This window comes from Cupriavidus sp. PB-02, assembly GCF_058252315.1.
In genome coordinates this window covers 1,517,978-1,538,522 of record NZ_CM177695.1, presented here as the reverse complement: position 1 = coordinate 1,538,522, position 20,545 = coordinate 1,517,978, and the positions used below count along the sequence as shown (strand labels likewise).

General features: G+C 65.2%; 20 protein-coding genes and 3 pseudogenes. 7 read left to right on the top strand and 16 right to left on the bottom strand.

What is annotated here, in order from left to right; translation table 11 throughout:
• Nucleotides 1–25 precede the first annotated feature (25 nt).
• The 6 genes from AC10V3_RS27850 to AC10V3_RS27825 all read right to left on the bottom strand — a co-directional run bounded on the left by AC10V3_RS27850 (nucleotide 26) and on the right by AC10V3_RS27825 (nucleotide 5,336).
• On the bottom strand, nucleotides 26–700 hold the full coding sequence (locus tag AC10V3_RS27850) for a response regulator transcription factor (protein WP_022538588.1): 675 nt from the start codon (nucleotides 698–700) through the stop codon (nucleotides 26–28).
• A 166-nt stretch (nucleotides 701–866) separates the two neighbouring features.
• Nucleotides 867–1,712: a class II glutamine amidotransferase gene (locus tag AC10V3_RS27845; protein ID WP_041681779.1), complete on the bottom strand. Its 846-nt coding sequence runs from the start codon at nucleotides 1,710–1,712 to the stop codon at nucleotides 867–869.
• A 244-nt stretch (nucleotides 1,713–1,956) separates the two neighbouring features.
• Nucleotides 1,957–2,742: a 3-oxoadipate enol-lactonase gene (gene pcaD / locus AC10V3_RS27840; RefSeq protein ID WP_022538586.1), complete on the bottom strand. Its 786-nt coding sequence runs from the start codon at nucleotides 2,740–2,742 to the stop codon at nucleotides 1,957–1,959.
• 93 nt (nucleotides 2,743–2,835) lie between these two features.
• Complete coding sequence (locus AC10V3_RS27835; RefSeq protein ID WP_022538585.1) at nucleotides 2,836–3,849, bottom strand: tripartite tricarboxylate transporter substrate binding protein; 1,014 nt, start codon at nucleotides 3,847–3,849, stop codon at nucleotides 2,836–2,838.
• A gap of 37 nt (nucleotides 3,850–3,886) precedes the next feature.
• Nucleotides 3,887–4,165, bottom strand: a complete 279-nt coding sequence (gene catC / locus AC10V3_RS27830; RefSeq protein WP_022538584.1) for a muconolactone Delta-isomerase — start codon at nucleotides 4,163–4,165, stop codon at nucleotides 3,887–3,889.
• A gap of 34 nt (nucleotides 4,166–4,199) precedes the next feature.
• Entirely contained in the window at nucleotides 4,200–5,336 is a 1,137-nt protein-coding gene (locus AC10V3_RS27825; protein ID WP_454753099.1) for a muconate/chloromuconate family cycloisomerase, read from the bottom strand.
• 112 nt (nucleotides 5,337–5,448) lie between these two features.
• Here AC10V3_RS27825 and AC10V3_RS27820 point away from each other — a divergent pair, with 112 nt between their 5' ends.
• On the top strand, nucleotides 5,449–6,345 hold the full coding sequence (locus AC10V3_RS27820; RefSeq protein WP_454753098.1) for a LysR family transcriptional regulator: 897 nt from the start codon (nucleotides 5,449–5,451) through the stop codon (nucleotides 6,343–6,345).
• Between the two features lie 4 nt (nucleotides 6,346–6,349).
• Here the strand turns inward: AC10V3_RS27820 and AC10V3_RS27815 are convergent.
• A pseudogene (locus tag AC10V3_RS27815) lies at nucleotides 6,350–6,631 on the bottom strand (LysR substrate-binding domain-containing protein); the annotation flags it as partial.
• Here AC10V3_RS27815 and AC10V3_RS27810 point away from each other — a divergent pair.
• Together AC10V3_RS27810 and AC10V3_RS27805 are read left to right on the top strand one after the other, a co-directional pair.
• Nucleotides 6,618–6,836: pseudogene (locus AC10V3_RS27810) on the top strand (benzoate 1,2-dioxygenase electron transfer component BenC); the annotation flags it as partial. The pseudogenes AC10V3_RS27815 and AC10V3_RS27810 overlap by 14 nt on opposite strands.
• Nucleotides 6,837–6,859: 23 nt before the next feature.
• A pseudogene (locus AC10V3_RS27805) lies at nucleotides 6,860–7,653 on the top strand (1,6-dihydroxycyclohexa-2,4-diene-1-carboxylate dehydrogenase).
• A 23-nt stretch (nucleotides 7,654–7,676) separates the two neighbouring features.
• Here AC10V3_RS27805 and AC10V3_RS27800 read toward each other — a convergent pair.
• Entirely contained in the window at nucleotides 7,677–8,072 is a 396-nt protein-coding gene (locus AC10V3_RS27800; RefSeq protein ID WP_349605982.1) for a cupin domain-containing protein, read from the bottom strand.
• 55 nt (nucleotides 8,073–8,127) lie between these two features.
• Entirely contained in the window at nucleotides 8,128–8,526 is a 399-nt protein-coding gene (locus AC10V3_RS27795) for a DUF1801 domain-containing protein (RefSeq protein WP_041682064.1), read from the bottom strand.
• A 176-nt stretch (nucleotides 8,527–8,702) separates the two neighbouring features.
• Between AC10V3_RS27795 and AC10V3_RS27790 the strand changes: the two genes are divergently transcribed.
• Complete coding sequence (locus AC10V3_RS27790; RefSeq protein WP_022538578.1) at nucleotides 8,703–9,200, top strand: hypothetical protein; 498 nt, start codon at nucleotides 8,703–8,705, stop codon at nucleotides 9,198–9,200.
• A gap of 38 nt (nucleotides 9,201–9,238) precedes the next feature.
• Here AC10V3_RS27790 and AC10V3_RS27785 read toward each other — a convergent pair whose 3' ends face one another.
• Nucleotides 9,239–10,255, bottom strand: a complete 1,017-nt coding sequence (locus AC10V3_RS27785) for a 1-aminocyclopropane-1-carboxylate deaminase (RefSeq protein WP_022538577.1) — start codon at nucleotides 10,253–10,255, stop codon at nucleotides 9,239–9,241.
• Nucleotides 10,256–10,434: 179 nt separating this feature from the next.
• On the opposite strand from AC10V3_RS27785, the gene AC10V3_RS27780 reads away from it, so the two are divergent.
• On the top strand, nucleotides 10,435–10,950 hold the full coding sequence (locus tag AC10V3_RS27780; RefSeq protein WP_454753097.1) for an Lrp/AsnC family transcriptional regulator: 516 nt from the start codon (nucleotides 10,435–10,437) through the stop codon (nucleotides 10,948–10,950).
• Between the two features lie 326 nt (nucleotides 10,951–11,276).
• On the opposite strand, the gene cyoD is transcribed toward AC10V3_RS27780, so the two are convergent.
• The 4 genes from cyoD to cyoA form a co-directional block, all read right to left on the bottom strand.
• The gene (gene cyoD / locus AC10V3_RS27775; protein WP_022538575.1) at nucleotides 11,277–11,714 is read right to left on the bottom strand and encodes a cytochrome o ubiquinol oxidase subunit IV; all 438 of its coding nucleotides are present in this window, start codon (nucleotides 11,712–11,714) and stop codon (nucleotides 11,277–11,279) included.
• Nucleotides 11,711–12,370 (bottom strand): cytochrome o ubiquinol oxidase subunit III, encoded by a 660-nt coding sequence (cyoC, locus tag AC10V3_RS27770; protein ID WP_490923751.1) that lies wholly within the window; start codon nucleotides 12,368–12,370, stop codon nucleotides 11,711–11,713. Before cyoC ends, cyoD begins: the two co-directional genes overlap by 4 nt.
• Nucleotides 12,363–14,366, bottom strand: a complete 2,004-nt coding sequence (cyoB, locus tag AC10V3_RS27765) for a cytochrome o ubiquinol oxidase subunit I (protein ID WP_490923749.1) — start codon at nucleotides 14,364–14,366, stop codon at nucleotides 12,363–12,365. Before cyoB ends, cyoC begins: the two co-directional genes overlap by 8 nt.
• A gap of 107 nt (nucleotides 14,367–14,473) precedes the next feature.
• Complete coding sequence (gene cyoA / locus AC10V3_RS27760) at nucleotides 14,474–15,523, bottom strand: ubiquinol oxidase subunit II (RefSeq protein ID WP_022538572.1); 1,050 nt, start codon at nucleotides 15,521–15,523, stop codon at nucleotides 14,474–14,476.
• Nucleotides 15,524–15,667: 144 nt separating this feature from the next.
• Between cyoA and AC10V3_RS27755 the strand changes: the two genes are divergently transcribed.
• Complete coding sequence (locus AC10V3_RS27755) at nucleotides 15,668–16,987, top strand: MFS transporter (protein WP_022538571.1); 1,320 nt, start codon at nucleotides 15,668–15,670, stop codon at nucleotides 16,985–16,987.
• A gap of 60 nt (nucleotides 16,988–17,047) precedes the next feature.
• Here the strand turns inward: AC10V3_RS27755 and dsdA are convergent, their stop codons facing one another.
• The gene (gene dsdA / locus AC10V3_RS27750; RefSeq protein WP_041681776.1) at nucleotides 17,048–18,385 is read right to left on the bottom strand and encodes a D-serine ammonia-lyase; all 1,338 of its coding nucleotides are present in this window, start codon (nucleotides 18,383–18,385) and stop codon (nucleotides 17,048–17,050) included.
• A 93-nt stretch (nucleotides 18,386–18,478) separates the two neighbouring features.
• Between dsdA and AC10V3_RS27745 the strand changes: the two genes are divergently transcribed.
• On the top strand, nucleotides 18,479–19,429 hold the full coding sequence (locus AC10V3_RS27745; RefSeq protein WP_454753096.1) for a LysR substrate-binding domain-containing protein: 951 nt from the start codon (nucleotides 18,479–18,481) through the stop codon (nucleotides 19,427–19,429).
• Nucleotides 19,430–19,480: 51 nt separating this feature from the next.
• Here AC10V3_RS27745 and AC10V3_RS27740 read toward each other — a convergent pair whose 3' ends face one another.
• The gene (locus tag AC10V3_RS27740; RefSeq protein ID WP_041682062.1) at nucleotides 19,481–20,509 is read right to left on the bottom strand and encodes a hypothetical protein; all 1,029 of its coding nucleotides are present in this window, start codon (nucleotides 20,507–20,509) and stop codon (nucleotides 19,481–19,483) included.
• Between the last annotated feature and the right edge of the window lie 36 nt (nucleotides 20,510–20,545).

The window sequence follows — 20,545 nt, the reverse complement described above, 5'->3', positions numbered from 1 at the left end:
AATCGACGATCCGACGCCGCCGATCTCAAGGCGACTTCTGCGGCTGCGGATCGACGCCCAGTGATTCTGATTTTCTGACGAGATCCGCGACGGATCGCGCCGCCATTTTCTTCATTACCTGCCCACGGTGAATCTTCACGGTAATCTCACTGAGATTCATCTCGGAGGCGATTTGCTTGTTCATCAGGCCGGCCACGACGAACCCCATGACTTCTCGTTCGCGCGGTGTCAGCGAGCCGTAGGCAGCACGAAGCGCCGCGATCGATTGTTCGGCCGCGAGACGTTCCCCGTCGCGCGCCAACGCATTGGCAACTGCGTCAAGCATGTCCTGGTCGCGAAACGGCTTCGCGAGGAAATCGACTGCTCCCGCTTTCATGGCCTTGACTGTCATCGCGATGTCGCCATGCCCTGTCATGAATACGATCGGCATGCGCACGCCGCTCTTCGCAACGTGCTCCTGGAAGGAAAGGCCGCTTTCGCCGCGCAGCCTGACATCGAGAATCAGGCAACTGGGGGCGTCGGTCTTCGGGAAAGCAAGAAAGTCCTGCGACGATTCGAATGTCTCCACGCGCAGCCCGACCGAGCGCAGCAGACCGCCGAGGGCGAGTCGCATCCCCTCGTCGTCGTCGACCACATAGACCACTGGCTCCTTACCGTCGTGTGGGCTTTGTGCCGAAGTCGAATTCGACCCCGAACTCATCTCGCCTCCTCTTCCCGGCCGGTGCATGCGGCATGCACATCACCGCCGGAGATCACGATAGCTATTCTAGTTGATCTGAAGTGCGCACGACGTACCCTGGCGCCTGCCAGGTCCGACGCCACCCGCCTCGCGGCGCCCCTGACGCTGCCCCTTCGCTGCCCCTTACTTATGTCGAACGGTTCGGCAGCCGCGGCAAGAAGCGGTTGTGCTCGATCTCGCCATTGCGGGCAATCAGGATGGTCGCCTCGGGAATCTCCTCCCACACGCCCTGCACGTCGATCAGCGGCTCGGACAGCACCAGGAAGGCATTGTCGCCGGCGGCGATGATGCGCGGGTCGTCCGGATAGAGCGCGCGCAACTGCCGGAACGAGGTACTGTGGAACAGCGTGCGCGAGTCGGCCTCGCTCGAGTAACGCGCCGCCACGATCTGCTGGCCATCGGTCACGCAGACGGTCATGTTGAGCGGAAACTGCACGTCGTAGCGGTGGCCGACGTCCTCGATCAGCCCCGCCATCTGCTCCAGCGCGCCGCGCGGGTCGCGCTCCAGGCCAAAGCTCAGGGCCAGGAAGAACATCACCTCGGAATCGGTCGATCCCTCGATCCAGCGGAACAGGTGCGGCGCCACGGCCATCATCAGATCGCGCCGCACGAGGGGGTATTCGCGGATCAGGCCGTTATGGACGAAGAGCCAGCGGCCGAAGCGGAACGGATGGCAGTTGGTCTCCTGCGTCGGCGTGCCGGTGGCCGCGCGCACGTGGGCGACGAACAGCGGTGCCCGCACCGCCCGCGCCGTCTCGCGCAGGTTGGTGTCGCTCCAGGCCGGGTGCAGGCAGCGGTAGCGGAACGGCACTTCCGAGTGACGTCCGTACCACCCGACGCCGAAACCGTCGCCATTGGTGGTGGTATGACCCAGCCGCGAATTCAGGCTCTGGTCGATCAGCGAGTGTTCCGGCTGGAACAGCACCGTTTCCAGCGCAACGGATTTGCCCGAGTAGGCCAGCCAGCGGCACATGATGCTCCTCCTCGAATGCGGTCCGGTGCCTTCCGGCCCACACTCCAGTTGTAGGACGGCAAGGCGCGAAGGGCAAAGCGGCCGAGGCCAATCATGCACCGCGTGAGGAAAGCGTGGGAAACCGCGGCCGCGGCGCGGCCGCAGCTTGCAGCGCCGCCATTCAGCCCGGGCCCGCCCTGCCCCGCCCGCTCTCAGAACGAGGCCGTCGCACAATCATAAAGTGCTCCATTCGCCGCAAAATAAGTCAGCGGCTACGCTGCAGGAAAGCGGTCACAGCATCCGCAAACTCGCCGGGCAGCTCCCAATTGGAAAGGTGAGCCGCATTGAGCGACAGATAGGCCGCGCGAGGAATCAAGTCAGCCACGGCTCGCCCCTGCTCAGGCGTGGTCGCCGCATCCTGAAGACCGGCAATGACCAGAACTTCAGCCTCGATAGCCGGCAGCAACTCGCGCAGGTCCGCGTCCCGCACCGCCGCGCAGTTGGCGATGTAGCCCGACCCATCGGCCTGTTCAAGCATGGCGCGCACAGGAGCGACACGGGTGGGATCGCCCGCCAGCCAGGCCGGCGTGAACCAGCGTGCCAGGACGCCTTCGACAATGGCAGCCATGCCGTCGCGCTGCACGGTCTCGATGCGGGTGTTCCAGCCAGAGGCCGGCCCGATCAGCGCAGCGGTGTTTGCCAGCACGAAGCGTCCGAAGCGATCCGGGTGATGCCGCGCGAGCCACATGCCGGTCATGCCGCCCATCGACAGGCCACAGAAGTGAGCGCGCTGTACGCCTGCATGGTCCATTACCGCCAGCACATCGGCGCCGAGTTCGGCCATGCCGAATGGCTGCACGCTCACCGACGAGGCACCATGACCGCGCGTGTCGTAGCGCAGCACGCGAAAGTGCTGGCGCAGTAGCGGCATTTGCGGATCCCACATTGCCAGCGTGGTGCCGAGCGAGTTGGACATGACCAGCACCGGCGCATCGGCCGGTCCCTCGAGTTCGTAGTGGAGGCGAAGATCGCCGCGTGTCGCGATACTCATACGTTCGTGTTCCTTGAAAAAATGCCGAGGCGGCATGCATCGCTGCATGTCCGCCTCAGCTAGACCATGGTGACGCGGCGCCCGGCCGCGTCATCAATCCGCGTGAATGCCGCGCGCCCGGATCAGCTCGCCCCACTTGGCGGTCTCGCGGGCCAGGTGGTCGCGCAGCGCTGCCGGCGTGCTGCCGATGGGTTCCGCGCCGATCGCCGCCAGCCGCTTCTGCACGGCAGGCTTGCGCAGCGCCTCGAGCATGGCGCGGTTCAGCCCTTCGATCGCGGCGGACGGCGTGCGCGCCGGCACGAAGGCAGCGAACCAGGGCGACAGCTCATAGCCGGGCAGGCCCGACTCGGCCACGGTGGGCACATTGGGCAGCGCCGTCGAGCGCTTGCTGGTCGTTACCGCGATGGCGGTGAGCTTGCCGGAATCGATATGCGGCTTGGCCGAGGTAATGCTGTCGAACATATAGTCGACCTGGCCGCCAAGCAGGTCGGTCATGGCCGGGCCGCTGCCCTTGTAGGGAACATGCAGCAGGTCGACGCCCGCCATGGAAGTGAACAGCTCGCCCGCCAGGTGGATCGAGGTGCCGTTGCCCGCCGACGCATAGGTGTACTTGCCCGGCCGCGCCTTGGCATTGGCCACCACCTCCGCCACCGTCTTCGCGGGCGTCTTCGCCTTGCTGGCCACCAATACATTGGGTACCACCGCCAGCAGCGACACCGGGGCAAAGTCCTTCACCGGATCGTAGCTGAGCTTGCCGTACAGGGCCGGATTCACCGCCATGCCGTTGGCGACGATGATCAGCGTGTAGCCGTCGGCCGGCGCGCGCGCGACCAGCTCCGCGCCGATATTGCCGCCGGCGCCGGGGCGATTCTCCACCACGATGGCCTGGCCGAGCGTGCGCGACATGTCTTCACCCAGCGTGCGGGCGATATTGTCCATGGCGCCGCCGGCGGGAAACGGCACGATCCAGCGGATCGGGTGGTCGGGCCAGGCGGCATGGGCGGGCGCGCTGGCCGCGGCCAGGGCCAGCATCACCGCGGCAGCGCCGGTGCGGGCGCCAGGTGTCGTCGATGGCCGCAGGAACAGCCGGTGCAGCAGGGATTTCATCGTCTCCGGTCCTTTCTTTTAATGTCGAGCAGCGCGTTCAGCGTATCGACGACGGATGCTTCGCCAGCGGCGTCACCGCGAGCTTCATATACGGGAACAGCGGCAGGCCGGCCAGCAGCGTGTGCAGTTCGTCGTTGGATTCGACATCGAAGATGCTGTAGTTGGCGTATTCGCCCACCACGCGATAGAGCTGCTGCCACTTGCCCTGGCGCTGCAGGTCCTGCGCGTAGGCCTTCTCGCGCGCCTTGATCTCATCGGCCTGGGCCGCGGGCATGTCGTGCGGCAGGTTGACGTCCATCCGTACCAGATAAAGCATGAGGGTTCCTCCGATCGTGTTGGGGGGCTGATGTTCAGCCTTGCTTGCGGCGATAGTGCGCCAGCTTGTCCTCGTCCAGCGCGAGCCCGAGGCCCGGCCCCTGCGGCAGGTGCAGCGCGAAATCCCGGTACTCCGGCCGCGTGGCGACCACATCGTCCTTGAGCAGCAGCGGCCCGAACAGCTCCGTGCCCCACGCGAGCTGTGGCAGCGTGCAGAAGCCGTGGGCCGCGGCGATGGTGCCCACGCTGCCTTCCAGCATGGTGCCGCCATAGAGCGCGATGCCGGCGGCATCGCCGACTGCCGCGGTGCGCAGCATGCCGAAGATGCCGCCCGACTTGGCGATCTTCAGGGCAAACACGTCGGCGCCGCCGATGCGCGCCAGCTCCATCGCGTCTTCCGGCCCGCACACCGCCTCGTCGGCCATGATCGGCACGACAAAGCGCGCGGCCAGGCGGGCCAGCGCGGCCCGCTGCTCGCGTGGCGTGGGTTGTTCGATCAGGTCGATGCCGGCGGCTTCCAGCATGGCGATGCCGGTGGCTGCCTCGGCCTCGTTCCAGGCCTGGTTCACGTCCACCGTCACGCGGGCGCGATCGCCCAGCGCGCGCTTGATCGCCGCCACGTGGGCCACGTCGTCGCGCACGGCGCGCCGTCCGATCTTGAGCTTGAAGGTGTTGTGGCGACGCGCTTCCAGCAGTTGCTCGGCCTCTGCGATATCGCGCCCGGTATCGCCGCTGGCCAGGGTCCACAGCACCGGCAGCGTGTCGCGCACGGCGCCGCCCAGCAGCGTGGCCAGCGGCACGCCCAGGCGCTTGCCCTGCGCATCCAGCAACGCGGTTTCCAGCGCTGACTTGGCGAAGCGGTTGCCGCGCGCGACCTTGTTCAGGCGCGCCATGGCCGCATGCACGTTGGCGACGTCCTGGCCGACCAGCGCGGGGGCCAGGTACGTGTCGATGGTGAGTTTGATGCCTTCGGGACTTTCATCGCCGTAGGACAGGCCGCCGATGGTGGTGGCCTCGCCGATGCCTTCGATGCCGTCGCTGCACTGCAGCCGCACGATGACCAGCGTCTGCTGCTGCATGGTCGCCATGGCGAGCTGGTGCGCCCGGATGGTCGGCAGGTCGACCAGGATTGCCTCGACTGCCGTGATCGTCGTTTGGATGCCCACTTTCATACCTTTTGGATGCAATTTGATATTGCACCGGAGTATGCGCCTTGACTTTATTGGAGTCCAAGACCGATGATGTCTGATCCCATACCCAGAAAGTATGAATAAAGGTCATGACATGGAACTCCGCCACCTGCGCTATTTCCAGACCGTCGCCCAGGAGCTGAATGTGACGCGGGCGGCGTCTCTGCTGCATATGGCCCAGCCGCCACTGTCGCGCCAGATCCGGCAGTTCGAGGAAGAAATCGGCGTGGCGCTGTTCGACCGCGTCGGCCGCGGCCTGCGCCTGACCGAGGCCGGGCGCTTCCTGCTGGAGCAATCTCTGCAACTGACCCAGCGGCTGGACGAAGCCATCGAGGGCACGCGCCGCATCGGCCGCAACGAGAAGCGCTGGTTCGGCATCGGCTTCGTGCCCTCGGTGCTGTATGGCTTCCTGCCCGAACTGATCCGCGAGCTGCGCGGCGCCGACAGCCAGGTGGAGGTCGGCCTGAGCGAGATGATCACGGTGCAGCAGGTGGCGGCACTGAAGGCCGGGCGCATCGACCTGGGCTTTGGCCGCATTGCGCTGAACGATCCGGCCATCACGCAACAGGTAGTGATGGCCGAGCCGCTGGTTGCCGCCCTGCCCGCAGCGCAGCCGGTACCGCGCGATGGCTCGCTGACCGCCGAGACCCTGGCGCACCACCCCTTCGTGCTCTACCCTGCCCGGCCGCGGCCCAGCTATGCCGACCATGTGCTGTCGCTGTTCCGCGCACAGGGGTTGCAGCTACGCGTGGTACAGGAAGCCAACGAACTGCAGACCGCGCTGGGGCTGGTGGCGGCGGGACTGGGCATTACGCTGGTGCCCGCCTCCGTGCAGCGCCTGCACCGCGACGACGTGCGCTACTGCCCCATCGACGCACCGGGCTTCGTCTCGCCCGTGATCATGAGCCAACGTGCGGGCGACACCTCGCCCTTCCTGGCGCGCGCGGTGGCCTGGGTACTGCAGCAGGGCCAGCCGGACGCGCTGGCATAGTTCCCTACTCTTGCGTCGGCGGCAGATAGGCGATGCCCGCCTCCTCGTACAGCCGATAGATCATTTCCTGCATGGCACGCAGGTCGGCGGACTCGTCGAGCATGCGCATGCTCATGATGATGGGTGACACCAGGTTGGGATCGTCCAGTTCCACGTAGGTGACATCGTCGCGCTTGAGGCCATGCACGCTGCTCGGCAGCACCGAGATCCCTTCGCCCGCGGCCACCAGGCCCAGCGCGATCTGCAGCTCGCGCACTTCCTGGATACGCCGCGGCTTGAGCGCGCGCACCTGCGTCGCCGATCCCGCCAGCGCGCATCCGCGCAACGGCTACGTGACCGCGCACGTGGATGACACCTGGCTCAATGGCGGCGATGTCGACGTGTACCTGTGCGGCCCGGTCGCGATGGTCGAGGCCGTACGCAGCTGGCTGCAGCAGGCGGGGATCACGCGCGCGGGCTTCTACTACGAAAAATTCTCGGCCAGCAAGGCTGGCCTGACTGCAAGGAGGCAAGCATGCAAGCAAGGGACCGCAATGCCCGCTTCGCGGGCAAGGTCGTCGTCGTTACCGGTGCCGCGCAAGGCATCGGGCGCGGCGTGGCGCTCGCCACGGCGGCCGAGGGTGCGTCGGTGGTGCTGGTGGACCGCTCTGACCTCGTGCACGAGGTCGGCGGCGAGATCGCCGCCGGTGGCGGCAAGGTCGTCGCCGTTACCGCGGACCTGGAAACCTATGCGGGCGCGTCCGAGATGGCACGGGCCGCGCTGGACGCTTGGGCCCGCGTCGATGTGCTGGTCAACAACGTCGGCGGCACCATCTGGGCCAAGCCCTACCACCACTACGAGGAAGACCAGATCGAGGCGGAGATCCGGCGCTCGCTGTTTCCCACGCTGTGGTGTTGCCGCGCGGTGCTGCCCGGCATGGTGGAGCGGCGCCACGGCGCGATCGTCAACGTGTCGTCGATCGCGACGCGCAGCATCCACCGCGTGCCCTACGCGGCGGCCAAGGGCGGCGTCAACGCGCTGACCGCGAGCCTTGCGTTCGAGCATGCGGCCGAAGGCATCCGCGTCAACGCGGTGGCCACCGGCGGCACCGAGGCGCCACCGCGCCGCATCCCGCGCAACGCCGCGCCCCAGTCGGAGCAGGAGGCGGCCTGGTACCAGGCCATCGTCGACCAGACCGTGGCGTCGAGCCTGATGCGCCGTTACGGCACGATCGACGAGCAGGTCGGCGGATTCTGTTCCTGGCGTCGGACGAGGCCTCGTACATCACCGGAACCGTTTTGCCAGTGGGCGGTGGCGATCAGGGCTGAGCAAGGTGCCGGCCGCTGCGGCCTCAGGGCGCTGGCGTCGCCAGCGGCTTGCCCTTCTCGACCACATACACGCCAATCACGCGCGTCGGCGAACTGCCTGGATTGTGCGCGTCATGAACGACCCCGGCCGGAACCACGAAGGATTCTCCGGCCTTGACCAGCCGGGGCGGCTGCCCGTCGATCAGCAGTTGGGCCTCGCCCTCCATTACATAGCTGATCTCGTCGCCTGGATGCATGTGGCGCCCGGCACGGGCGCCCGGTGCCACTTCCACACGCGCCACCACGGCTTCGCGTCCCGGAACGGAAACGTCCGCGCGACCAACAACCGTGCGGGACAAGCCGCCGGTCTGCGCCAGCACGGCGCCGGAGGCGATCCAAAGCCCGGCGGCCGCCAGGATACTCGGTATCTTGGAATTCATCATTTGTCTCCCTCCTGGGTTGTTCTTGTCTTGCTGGTGTACCCGCTCGCGTGGATCAGCTTTTGGCTTTTGACTTGTTCAGGCTCACGGCGGCGCGAACGAGAGTCTTCAGCGCTTCCTCGTCGATCTTCTCGCCCTCGTGGAAGTCGATGGCACGCCTTGTGTTCCCGTCAAGACTGGAGTTGAAGAGGCCCGATGGGTCCTTCAGAGCCGCCCCTTTGGCGAAGGTCATCTTCACGACGCTCTTGTAAGTCTCGCCTGTGCAGATCAATCCGTCGTGCGACCATACCGGAACCCCTCTCCACTTCCACTCCTCGACGACCTCGGGATCGGCGTCCTTGACCAGGGTACGGAGCCGGCTGAGCATCGTGCCCCGCCAGTCGTCCAGTTCCTTGATTCTCGCGTCTATCAGCTGAGAAGCAGACTGGCTTTCCTGCGTGTCGTTGTTCTTCATGCCCATTTCTCCTCAAGCGCGAACGCTGGACCAAGGGGGTGCCAGAGCCAGATTATGCGCGATGTGGGTGTCAGAGCCGATTCTAATGTCGGCTTACAGGCGGATTCAATGCCCGTTCACGCGCCCCACCCATGGTGTTGTATGCTCGCGGGTCCCCGACCAGTACGACGAAATTGATGCACCACACCGACGACGCTCTTTCCGAGCACGAATCTTCCGCCATCCACGAGCCCCGGCTTTGGCGAGACAAGGGCTGGACCGCCCGGGTTATCAAGAACGAGGATGGCGACGGCTGGGCGGTCGAAATGATCCGGGACGGCAGCGCCGAGCCGGCGCTGGTCGGACCCTGGACCATGGGGCGGAACAAGGTCGATCCGAAGCCGCTCGATGCCACGGCCCACCAGACGCTGGTCAAGACCGCCGCGGAAGTCATCCGGCGGCACGAGCAGCAACTGCACGCTCAACTCAACAAGCAGTGCAGCATCGAGACCGAATCCGGAACCGTGACCGTCAGGCTGGTCATCACGCCAGATGAATTCGAGCCCTTCGGCACGCTCACGGCACTGGATCCCTTCGGGGATGAGTTGGCGACCGTCAAGGTGCGGCCCGACTTTCGCCTGACGCGCGAAACCGCCGACCGCTGGGCGGCTGGCGGGTTTGACAAGATTCGCTAGCCGGCTGCTACGGCAGCGAATCCGGGCCGTGGATCGCGTCAGCCGTCCTTGAACAGGAAGCTGTAGGCGTTCAGCGCGGGCGCGCCGCCAAGGTGGGCGTACAGCACGCGGGAGCCCTGCGGGAACTCGCCGCGGCGCACCATGTCGATCATGCCGTGCATGGATTTGCCTTCGTAGACCGGGTCGGTCATCACGCCTTCAAGCCGCGCGCAGAGGCGGATAGCCTCGAGCGTACCTTCGGACGGCAGGCCATATTCCGGACCGCCGTAGCGCGTATCCAGCACGACATCCTCTTCGGCGATATCGCGGCCCAGGTCCACCAGCTCCGCGGTATGCCGCGCAATGCGCAGGATCTGGGCGCGCGTCTGCGCCGGTTTCGCGGAGGCGTCGATGCCAATGACGCTGTCGGCGCGGCCATCCGCCGCGAAGCCGACCACCATGCCAGCCTGCGTGCTGCCCGTGACCGAGCAGACCACGATGTAGTCGAACTTAAAGCCGAGCTGGGCTTCCTGCGCGCGCACTTCCTCCGCGAAGCCGACAAAACCCAGCCCGCCGAGCGGGTGCTCCGAGCAGCCCGCGGGGATCGGATATGGCTTGCCGCCCGCGTCGCGCACGCTCTGCATGGCATCCTCCCAGCTCGGGCGGATGCCGATGTCAAAGCCGTCCGCCACCAGCCGCACGTCGGCGCCCATCATCCGCGACATCTGGATATTGCCCACGCGGTCGTACACGGCGTCCCAGTAGTTCACCCAGTTCTCCTGCACCAGCACACACTTCATGCCGAGGTGGGCCGCCACGGCGGCCACCTGGCGCGTCTGGTTCGACTGGATGCCGCCGATCGACACCAGCGTATCGGCGCCCTGCTCCAGCGCATCGGGCACGAGGTATTCCAGCTTGCGCGTCTTGTTGCCACCAAAGGCCAGACCGCTGTTGCAGTCTTCGCGCTTGGCATAGAGATGCACCTTGCCGCCCAGGTGCTCGCTCAGGCGTGTCAGCGGGTGGATTGGCGTGGGACCGAACGTCAGCGGGTAGCGGGGAAAGCGGTCGAGGTTCACGGCTTCGTCTCCGGATGGTGGCGTTGAGGGGGGTGTGGCACCGCCCTCCCTGGAAAGGTGAGGCGCTGCGTTCAGTGAAATGGTAGGCAATTGCCGGCGAAACGTGCTTGCAAAGATTGCTGTTCCAACACATCATTCCGATGTCACCCTACTTCGCTGCCTACGGTAGTTGCACAGAAATGTCTATCCGCAAAATAAAAGTTCGCGGTGATATCGCCCCGGCCCCGGAACCCGCGCCGGCGCTGGATCGCACGGACAAGGCCATACTCCGCCTGTTGCAGAAAGACGCCTCGATTTCGAACGTGGCGCTGGCGGCCAAGGTGAACCTGAGCCCGCCCGCCTGCCTGCGGCGCGTGGAGCGGCTGAAGGAAGCGGGGATGATCCGGGGCGTGGTGGCGCTGCTGAACCCGGTCGCGCTGGACGCGGGCATGCTGGTGATCATCGGCGTGGTGCTGGACCGCTCCACGCCGGAATCCTTTGCGGCATTCGAGAAAGCCGCGCAGAAGGTGTCCGGTTGCATGGAGTGCCATGTGGTGACCGGCGAATTCGACTACTTCCTGATGGTGCGCACCCGCGACAGCGAGAGCTTTAACCGGCTGCACGCGGAACAGTTGCTGTACCTGCCGGGCGTGAGGCAGATCCGCTCGTTCATGGTGCTCAAGCAGGTGTTGTCCACGACGCAGTTTCCGGTCTAGCGGGGGCCGCTCACCGAGAAACTTGCCTCTTTCCGCCGCGTCCAATGAAAGGCGTGTGCAAGAGACACGCCCTTTACCACGATGGAGACCACCATGAAAGGCTCGGGACGGCAACCGCAAGGCCCGGCAAAGACGGCTGGCAAAGCCAAGCCCATGACGCAGCCTGATGCGCCACGGATCCAGTCAGCTACCGCAAAGGCCATGGGTGGTGGAGTACCGAAGGGCAGCTTCGCCACTCGCGCGCAACGCGCGGCTTCGACCCGCGGACGCTAAAGCGCAAGCGGCCTGGCTGTACAAGCCAGGCCGCTTCGCCCGATCCTGCTTCCCTACTTCGTCTTGGGCGGCAGAATCGCAGTCCCACTCCCCGCTTCCGTCGTCCGGTCATGCTGCATCGTCGGCATCATGTTGCTGTTCAGGTGGAACATCACCCATAGCGACCCCGTCAGCGTGATCACCACCAGCACCAGCGTGAACATCAGCGACAGCATGTTCCAGCCGCCCTCCGATTTCGCGTTCATGTGCAGGAAGTAGATCATGTGCACCACGATCTGTACCGCGCCGATCAGCAGGATGACGATGGCCGTGGTCGACGTCTTCTCGAACACCTCGCCCATCACCAGCCAGAACGGGACGGCCGTCAGGAAGACGGAAAGCACGAAGCCCGTCAGGTAGCCGCCCAGCGTGGCGTGCGGCCCCACGTCTTCTTCATGTTCATGTCCATGGCCGTGTCCGGGGACACCCAGCGTATCGTCGTGCGCGCTCATGGCAACGATCCCATCAGGTAGACGAAGGTAAAGACGCCGATCCACACGACGTCGAGAAAGTGCCAGAACATTGACAGGCACATCAGCCGGCGTTTGTTGGCCGTGATCAGCCCGTGCCGCGCCACCTGCGTCATCAGCACGATCAGCCAGACGATGCCGAACGTCACGTGCAGCCCGTGCGTGCCGACCAGCGAGAAGAACGAGGTCAGGAACGCGCTGCGCTGCGGGCCTGCGCCCTCGTGGATCAGGTGCCAGAACTCATACAGTTCGACGGCCAGGAACGCCGCGCCGAAAACGCCCGTGATGGCCAGCCAGATCTGCGTGCCGGCGATGCGGTTCTGCTGCATCTGCAGCATGGCAAAGCCATACGTGATCGACGATATCAGCAGGAAAGTGGTGTTCAGCGCCACCAGCGGCAATTCGAACAGCTCCGCCCCGGTCGGCCCGCCCGCGTACTCGCGGCCGAGCACGCCATAGCCGGCGAACAGGCACGCGAATACCAGGCAGTCGCTCATCAGGTAGAGCCAGAAACCGAGTAGCGTGCCGTTCTGCGGGTGGTGGTCTTCGGCCAGATAGAACTGGAAGCCACCCGGTGGTGCTTCACCAGCTACCGCGGTGGCTTCCACGTGGCGGGGAAAGGTCGTCGTCTCAACCATGGCCGGCCATCAGTTGTGTGCGCGCCGCTTCGGTCCGATCCACTTGCTCGGTCGGAAGATAGTAGTCGCGCTTGTAGTTGAAGGTATGGATGATCGCGGCGATGATGGTTGCCGCGAACGAGGCAATCGCTAGCCACCAGATGTACCAGATCAGTGCGAAGCCACATAGCGTGGACAGGCCCGCCAGCACGATGCCGGCCGCGGTGTTCTTCGGCATGTGGATCGGGATAAAGCCCTGTTGCGGCCGCTGGTAGCCATGCTGCTTCATGTGCCACCAGGCGTCGGTGTCGTGCACCACCGGCGTAAAGGCAAAGTTGTACTGCGGCGGTGGCGACGACGTCGACCATTCGAGGGTGCGGCCATTCCACGGATCGCCGGTCAGGTCGCGCAATTCCTCGCGACGCATGAAGCTGACCACCAGCTGGACCAGGAAGCACGCGATGCCGATAGCGATCAGCAACGCGCCGAACGCCGCCAGCTGGAACCAGATCTGCAGCGACGCATCCTCGAAATAGCTCATGCGGCGGGTCACGCCATGCAGCCCTAGCCAATACAGCGGCATGAACGCAAAGTAAAAGCCAATCAGCCAGAACCAGAACGACGCCTTGCCCCACGACGAGACCAGGCGATAGCCGAATGCCTTGGGGAACCAGTAGGTGATGCCCGCCATCAGCCCGAACAGCACGCCGCCGATGATCACGTTATGGAAGTGGGCGATCAGGAACAAGCTGTTGTGCAGCGAGAAGTCCGCCGGCGGCACCGCCAGCAGCACGCCGGTCATGCCGCCGATCACGAACGTGATCATGAAGCCGATCGTCCACAGCATCGGTACCTCGAAGCGGATCTTGCCGTGGTACATCGTGAACAGCCAGTTGAAGATCTTGGCGCCGGTCGGGATCGAGATGATCATGGTCGTGATCCCGAAAAACGAATTGACGCTGGCGCCCGAACCCATCGTGAAGAAATGGTGCAGCCAGACCAGGTATGACAGCACGGTGATCACCACCGTGGCATAGACCATCGACGCGTAGCCAAACAGGCGCTTGCGGCAGAACGTGGCAACCACTTCCGAGAACACGCCGAAGACGGGGAGCACGAGGATATAGACCTCGGGATGGCCCCAGATCCAGATCAGGTTCACGTACATCATCGCGCTGCCGCCCTGGTCGGCCGTGAAGAAGTTCGTGCCGACATAGCGATCGAGCGCCAGGAATGCCAGCGCAGCCGTCAGGACCGGGAACGCGGCGATGATCAGGACGTTGGTGCACAGCGCCGTCCAGGTGAAGATCGGCATGCGCATCAGCGTCATGCCTGGCGCGCGCATCTTGACGATGGTCACCAGCAAATTTATACCGGAGAGCAAGGTCCCCACCCCGGCCACCTGCAGCCCCCAAATGTAGTAATCGACGCCGACGTCGGGGCTGTGGATGATGCCGGACAGCGGCGGATAGGCCAGCCAGCCGGTGCGCGCAAATTCGCCAACGAACAGCGACATCATGACCAGCACCGCGCCGCCCGTCGTCATCCAGAAGCTGAAGTTGTTGAGGAACGGGAACGCCACGTCGCGCGCGCCGATCTGCAGCGGCATGACGAAGTTCATCAGCCCCGTGACCAGCGGCATGGCCACGAAGAAGATCATGATCACGCCGTGCGCGGTAAAGATCTGGTCGTAGTGATGCGGCGGCAGGTAGCCGGCGTTGTCGCCGAATGCGATGGCCTGCTGGATGCGCATCATGACCGCATCGGCGAAGCCGCGCAGCAGCATCACGATGCCCAGGATCACGTACATGATGCCGATCTTCTTGTGATCGATGCTCGTGAACCACTCGTGCCAGAGATAGCCCCACTGGCGGTAATAGGTGATTGCGGCGACGAGCGCGAGCCCCCCTAGCACGACCACGATGAAGGTGCCGATCAGGATGGGCTCATGGAGCGGGATGGCATCCCATGAAAGTCGGCCGAAGATCAGATTGGCGAGATCGGAGCGCTCGGGCATTGTTGTCACCTGGTGCCTGAATTGACCAATAGTGGCCGTAAGGGGCCGTTAGGGATTGGCGAAAACCTCAACGGAGGATCCTGAACGGGAAGATGCAACAGCGCGCCTCACCGCAGCAGCCGCCTGCCGTCGTTCGGCTTGGAATCCGACGCGAACACGGGTGCAACCACCCCGGTGTTGCTCGCGGTACAGATCTCGCCGGACGGGTCGAACTTTCCGCGGCTGCGGTCGAGCGCCATGGTGTCTGCCATGCAGGTCCCGCCACCCACGCAGCGGTTCAGGATCAGGTCATACAGCTCTGGCGCCACGCTGGCGTAGCGGTGCACCGGATCGCGCTCGCTTGGCTGCGCAAGCTTCTGGTAGATGTCCTTCGACAGGTCATTGCCGGATGCCCTGGCCTGCTGGATCCAGCGATCGAAGTCTTCGTTCGACAGGCCGTGGAACTTGAAGCGCATGTGCGAGAAGCCCGCGCCGCTGTAGTTGGCCGAGAAGCCGTCAAAGACGCCGGGCTTGTTGATGACCGCATGGAGCTTGGTTTCCATGCCGGGCATCGCGTAGACCATGCCGGCCAGCGAGGGGACAAAGAACGCGTTCATCACCGAGGTGGCGGTGATGCGGAATGCGATCGGGCGATCGACCGGCGCTGCGAGTTCGTTGACCGTGGCAATGCCTTGCTCGGGATACAGGAACAGCCACTTCCAGTCCATCGCCACCACTTGCACCGTCAGCGGCTTGACTTCGGCCGGAACGGGCCGCCCCGGCTCCAGCCGCGTCAGCGGCCGGTACGGATCGAGCTGGTGGGTACTGACCCAGGTCACGGCGCCGAGCGCGATGATGATCAGCAGCGGCGCGGACCAGATCGCCAGTTCGAGCACCGTGGAATGGTCCCACTCGGGGTTGTAGGGCGCGTCCGTCGCGCTTTCCCGATAGCGCCACGCAAACAGCAGCGTAAGGAGGATCACCGGCACGATGATCAGCAGCATCAGGCACGTGGCGATGATGATCAGATCGCGCTGGCGCACGGCCATGTCACCGGATGGCGAAAGCAGCACTGCGCTGCAACCGGTCAGGCTTGCCAGCAAGGCGATCGCGGCACACCGAAGAAGCAGTCTTCCCGGGGCACGCAGCGGCGTCATAGCAGCGTCGAAGCGTCGCATGGTCTCGGAAGTGGCGTCAAAAGAATGTCGGTGATGTACCGACGAACCGACCTTTCGATTACCTATGGCAGTTTAGGCGCTATTCTTGTGAGTGCGGGACTTTAAGTGCAGTATCGAAGCACTCGGCGATAAGGAGCCTCTACGATGGCCAGCCTGACCCACCAGCATCGCGCCTCGCCCACGGCACCTCCGGCGCCTGGCCACCATGACGTGGCACCTGCGGAGATCGCCACAGGCGTGGTGATCGGGCGCGCCTCCGAGTACTTCGACTTCTTCGTGTATGGTATTGCCTCCGTGCTCGTCTTCCCGACGGTGTACTTTCCGTTCGCGGGCGAGCTGGCGGGACTGCTCTACAGCTTCGCGATCTTCTCGTTTGCGTTTATCGCGCGGCCGTTCGGCACGGCGCTGTTCATGCGTATCCAGCGGCGCTGGGGGCGCGGCATCAAGCTGACCGCGTCGCTGTTCCTGCTCGGCACGGCCACGGTGGGGATTGCCTTCCTGCCGTCGTACGCCTCGCTGGGTGCCACCTCGATCTACCTGCTGGCGCTGTTCCGCGTCCTGCAAGGCATTGCCTTTGGCGGATCGTGGGACGGGCTGCCGTCACTGCTGGCACTCAACGCGCCCCAGGACAAGCGCGGCTGGTACGCGATGGTGGGCCAGCTCGGTGCGCCGACCGGCTTTATCGTCGCCGGTGCGCTGTTCCTGTTCCTGCATGCCAGCCTGACACCGCAGGAGTTCATCGAGTGGGGCTGGCGCTATCCGTTCTACGTGGCGTTCGCGATCAACGTCGTGGCGCTGTTTGCAAGACTGCGCCTGGTGGTGACGCACGAGTACACGCGGCTGCTGGAAGAAGACGAGCTTGAGCCGATCAGCACCCTGCAGATGGTGAACGCGCAGGGATTCAACATCTTTCTCGGTGCATTTGCCGCGCTGGCCAGCTATGCGCTGTTCCATCTGGTCACGGTGTTCCCGCTGTCCTGGGTGATCCTGCACAAGACGCAGGACATCTCCGATGTGCTCGCCATCCAGCTCGTGGGCGGCTTCATTGCGTTCATTGGCACGCTGCTCTCGGGCTGGATCGCGGACCGCGTAGGCCGGCGCAAGACGCTGGCAACGATGGCCGTGCTGATCGGCATCTTCAGCCTGGTGACGCCGTGGCTGCTCGACGGGGGCGCAGTGGGCCAGGATGCGTTCATCCTGGTCGGCTTCGGTCTTCTGGGCTTGTCGTACGGGCAGGCTGCCGGCGTCGTGACGTCGAACTTCGAACGGCGTTTCCGCTATACCGGCGCTGCGCTGACCACGGACTTCGGCTGGCTGTTCGGCGCCGCCTTTGCACCGTTGGTGGCGCTGGGCTTGTCGTCGCTGTTCGGCCTGGTCGCGGTCAGCCTGTACCTGATGTCGGGCGTGATTGCCACGCTGGCGGCGTTGCGGATCAGCCGCGCGCTCGGTACGCCGGAGTTGTGACTACGCGGTGCCCTGGTCCTGGCAGGTCGGAGAAAGCGGGGCAAATAGCGGGGCAAATACTCAACGGCCCGATGCGGCCAGTGCCGCGCCGCGCTCGGCAAAGCGCGCATACGCCTCCGGCGGGACGAACAGCCCGCCTGTGGTCCACACCAGGTGCGTGGCCTGCGCCATCGTCCGCTCAAGACCGTGTTGCTTCAGGTAGGTGCGGCCGGCGTCGGTGCCGGTCAGCATGCCCGGCCCGCTGAAGCCGGCGGCAGCCGACGGCTCGATCTGCAGTCCCTCTGATTCGCGCAGGCGGTGCAGGTCGACGAACAGCGTGTCGTCGGGCACGGTGTAGACGCCGCCGAGCAGCGCACGCATGGCCTCGGCAGCCAGTTCCGATGCCTGGGGCACGGCCAGGCCGTCGGCCTCAGTGCGGTTCGTCAGGCCGAAGTCGTAGACCGACGCCCCGTGCGACAGCATTTCCACGAGAAAGCACGGCGACTGCGTGGGCTCGGCGAAGAATGCATGCACATGCGGCCCAAATAACTGCCGCAAGCCGAAGGCGATACCGGCAGGCGCGCCGCCGACCCCGCACGGCAGATAGACGAACAGCGGGTGCGCGGCATCCACGCGCACGCCTGCCGCATCGAACTGGCGCTGCAGGTGCAGTGCCGCGGCGCTGTAGCCCAGCAGCAACGACAACGAACGCTCATCGTCGACGAAATAGCTGTGCGGATCGGCATCGGCCTCGCGCCGCCCGGCCGCCACCGCTGACGCGTAGTCGCCGGTATGCTCCACCACCTCCACGCCGCGCGCCCGTAACCGCGCCTTCTTCCAGTCCTTGGCATCGGCAGACATGTGTACCGTGGCGCGCAAGCCCAGCGCCGACGCCATCACACCAATGCTCAGGCCGAGGTTGCCGGTGGAGCCCACCGCTACCTGATACTGGCCGAACAGCGCTCGCGCCGCCTGCCCGGCCAGCACGGTGTAGTCGCTGTCAAGCGTCACCAGGCCATGTTCAAGCGCCAGGGATTCGGCAAATTCGAGCACCTCGTGAATGCCGCCGCGGGCCTTGATCGACCCAGCCACAGGCAGGCTGTGGTCCGCCTTGAGCCAGAGGGCACCGGCCGACGAAGGCAAGCCGAGCGAGCGTTGCATGGCCGGCGCGGGCAGCAAGGCCGACTCGATATGCCCTTCGCTCTCCTTCAGTTCGGGAAACAGCTGTGCCAGCAGCGGCGCGAACCGGTCAAAACGCGCCTGCGCAGCGCGTACATCAGCTAGACTAATGCCGTTCCCGTCTACCACGATATGGATCGCCGGCGCCTCGCTGCGCTTGGGATTGCCCCAGAATACAGGCCGGGCGGCTTGCAGATCCTGGACCAGTCCGGAAAGTAATGCGGGGAAATCGATTGTCATGGAGCACAAGGGGAGAACTCGGATAGATCCATTCTTGCCCCAACGCCCACGCATGACAAACCATTTGTATTGATCCATCGATTAGTCAAACTAATGGCAAACACGCTTTCTGCATCGTTGTTGGGATGGCTGCGCTGTTTCGAGGCGGCGGCGCGCCACTGCAACTTCACGCAGGCGGCTGCCGAGTTGTGCGTGACGCAGGGAGCAGTCAGCCAGCAGGTCAAGCAGCTCGAGCAGTGGCTGGACCGCCCCCTCTTCCTGCGCCTGCCGCGCGCCCTGGTGCTGACGCCGGAAGGCGAGCGGCTGCGCCTCGTGCTGCGCGAGTCGTTCCAGGCCATCGAGAGCACGCTGACGCAGCTGCGCAAGCCCCGGGACAAGCAGCCCATCGCCCTGTCCTGCTCGCCATCGTTCGCCATGGCCTGGCTCACGCCGCGGCTCGGCAACTTTTTCCGGCAGCATCCCGACATCGGCCTGCGCGTCTACGGCGAGTTCCACGCACTGGACCGCTCGCGCATGCTGCGCGACGGCACCGAGGCAGCCGTGCGCTTCGATCCCGGCGGTTACGAGGACCTGAAGGCACGCCTGTTCCTCACGGAATGGCTGATCCCGGTGGCAAGTCCCGCCTATCTGGTGGCACACCCGGAACTGCGCTCGCCCGACGGCCTGCGCGCCAGCATGCTGCTACACGACGTCAGCCCCTGGGACGGCGCCGGAGAGTCCGATGAGTGGCAGTGCTGGCTGCGCCATGCCGGCGTGGCCCCGCCCGACGTATCGGACGGCCAGCGATTCAACCTGTCGCAGCTGGCCATCCATGCCGCGCTGGCCGGGCAAGGCGTGGCCATCGGACGCTCGGCGCTGGTGCTCGAGGAAATCGAATCGGGCCGGCTCGTCGATCTCTGGGGCATCCACGCGCCCAGCGAAGCGTCATACCACTTCGTCTGCGCACACGGACAGACTACGCAGGTGGCCGAGGTAGAGACGTGGCTGGTGACAGAAGGCGCGGCGTTCGACGGCGCGCGCAGGCGCGTGCTTGGGGTGGGGTAAGGCGACGCTGACGTGCAATTAGCGTGCAATATTTGCCGAATTCCCGAGTGCTTAAAGCCCCCCAAGCAGGCGCTCCGCCTCATCGAGCAGGGCGGTGGCCGGCAGCATGTCGCCCCGCGCAATGCGCACCAGCGCGAAGGATCGCACCAGCGGCGGATCGCCCGGAACGTGGGCGGTGAGCAGGTCGATCTCGTGTGCCGGCACTGTGCTGTCCGGCGCGAGCAGCACGTTCATTGCACTAAGCCGCAGGTGTCTTTTCTCGAGGGAAAAGCAGGAGCGCGCGTCCGCGATTACCTCGGCCAGGCATTCCAGTTGACGGTCAAGCGCCCCGGTTTCGGGGCCAAGCTGCGCAAGTTCGCGCTCGTTCTCGGCAACCTGCTCGCTCAGCCTGCCCTGCTCGCCGGGCGTGGCTTCTCCATCGCCGCCAAACACCGAGCGCATGCCAGTGCCTTGCCGCCGGGCCAGGTTCAGGCGCGCCACAAGCAGCGCCTGCTCGCGCTCGAGCACGTCGCGGCGTGACTTGCCGGCAGCGGAACGGGCCAGCCCTTCCATGGCGAGCTGATCGAACATTCGCCCCACGATCTCCTCGCGCAGGGCGGCTTCGGTGCACGCGATGATCCTGACCTTGTGGTCGCCGAAACTGATGGTGGTTTGTGGCACTTCCGTGTGCATGACATCACCTTCCAGCGCAACGCCGAGCGTGCGCCGCTCGGTCATCTCCATCCCAAGTACTGCGAAGGCCTGCTGCGTATCCGGCGACTGCGCGAAGAACTCCCGCAGTTCGGGAGAGCGGCTGAGGGCCAGCTGCACGTCACGGGCCGTGCCGAAAAAGGCCTGGATGCAGGGATCGGTGCCCCATGCCTGCGGGCTGGCCTCGCGCGGGGCGGGAAGCGACTGGACGAGTTCGTGCACATAGTCCAGCGCCTGCCCGAGCGCAGGCCGAAGCCGCTGCTGGTGGCGCGACACCAGCCGCAAGCGCGGATTCAGCCGGGTGACGCGCTCCGTCAGCTCGGCCATCTCTTGCTTGTCGTGAGCATGGCCTCGCCCGTCGCGCCGGCGCATCCACCGTAGAAGTCCCATCGACATGCTCCCGCGTGGGCCCTTTCAAACCGACTC

Excerpts from the sequence above, each read along its gene's own strand:
- AC10V3_RS27850 (WP_022538588.1), bottom strand. The coding sequence starts at position 700 with ATGAGTTCGGGGTCGAATTCGACTTCGGCACAAAGCCCACACGACGGT.
- AC10V3_RS27845 (WP_041681779.1), bottom strand. The coding sequence starts at position 1,712 with ATGTGCCGCTGGCTGGCCTACTCGGGCAAATCCGTTGCGCTGGAAACG.
- pcaD (WP_022538586.1), bottom strand. The coding sequence starts at position 2,742 with ATGAGTATCGCGACACGCGGCGATCTTCGCCTCCACTACGAACTCGAG.
- AC10V3_RS27835 (WP_022538585.1), bottom strand. The coding sequence starts at position 3,849 with ATGAAATCCCTGCTGCACCGGCTGTTCCTGCGGCCATCGACGACACCT.
- catC (WP_022538584.1), bottom strand. The coding sequence starts at position 4,165 with ATGCTTTATCTGGTACGGATGGACGTCAACCTGCCGCACGACATGCCC.
- AC10V3_RS27825 (WP_454753099.1), bottom strand. The coding sequence starts at position 5,336 with ATGAAAGTGGGCATCCAAACGACGATCACGGCAGTCGAGGCAATCCTG.
- AC10V3_RS27820 (WP_454753098.1), top strand. The coding sequence starts at position 5,449 with ATGGAACTCCGCCACCTGCGCTATTTCCAGACCGTCGCCCAGGAGCTG.
- AC10V3_RS27800 (WP_349605982.1), bottom strand. The coding sequence starts at position 8,072 with ATGAATTCCAAGATACCGAGTATCCTGGCGGCCGCCGGGCTTTGGATC.
- AC10V3_RS27795 (WP_041682064.1), bottom strand. The coding sequence starts at position 8,526 with ATGAAGAACAACGACACGCAGGAAAGCCAGTCTGCTTCTCAGCTGATA.
- AC10V3_RS27790 (WP_022538578.1), top strand. The coding sequence starts at position 8,703 with ATGCACCACACCGACGACGCTCTTTCCGAGCACGAATCTTCCGCCATC.
- AC10V3_RS27780 (WP_454753097.1), top strand. The coding sequence starts at position 10,435 with ATGTCTATCCGCAAAATAAAAGTTCGCGGTGATATCGCCCCGGCCCCG.
- cyoD (WP_022538575.1), bottom strand. The coding sequence starts at position 11,714 with ATGAGCGCGCACGACGATACGCTGGGTGTCCCCGGACACGGCCATGGA.
- cyoC (WP_490923751.1), bottom strand. The coding sequence starts at position 12,370 with ATGGTTGAGACGACGACCTTTCCCCGCCACGTGGAAGCCACCGCGGTA.
- cyoB (WP_490923749.1), bottom strand. The coding sequence starts at position 14,366 with ATGCCCGAGCGCTCCGATCTCGCCAATCTGATCTTCGGCCGACTTTCA.
- cyoA (WP_022538572.1), bottom strand. The coding sequence starts at position 15,523 with ATGCGACGCTTCGACGCTGCTATGACGCCGCTGCGTGCCCCGGGAAGA.
- AC10V3_RS27755 (WP_022538571.1), top strand. The coding sequence starts at position 15,668 with ATGGCCAGCCTGACCCACCAGCATCGCGCCTCGCCCACGGCACCTCCG.
- dsdA (WP_041681776.1), bottom strand. The coding sequence starts at position 18,385 with ATGACAATCGATTTCCCCGCATTACTTTCCGGACTGGTCCAGGATCTG.
- AC10V3_RS27745 (WP_454753096.1), top strand. The coding sequence starts at position 18,479 with ATGGCAAACACGCTTTCTGCATCGTTGTTGGGATGGCTGCGCTGTTTC.
- AC10V3_RS27740 (WP_041682062.1), bottom strand. The coding sequence starts at position 20,509 with ATGGGACTTCTACGGTGGATGCGCCGGCGCGACGGGCGAGGCCATGCT.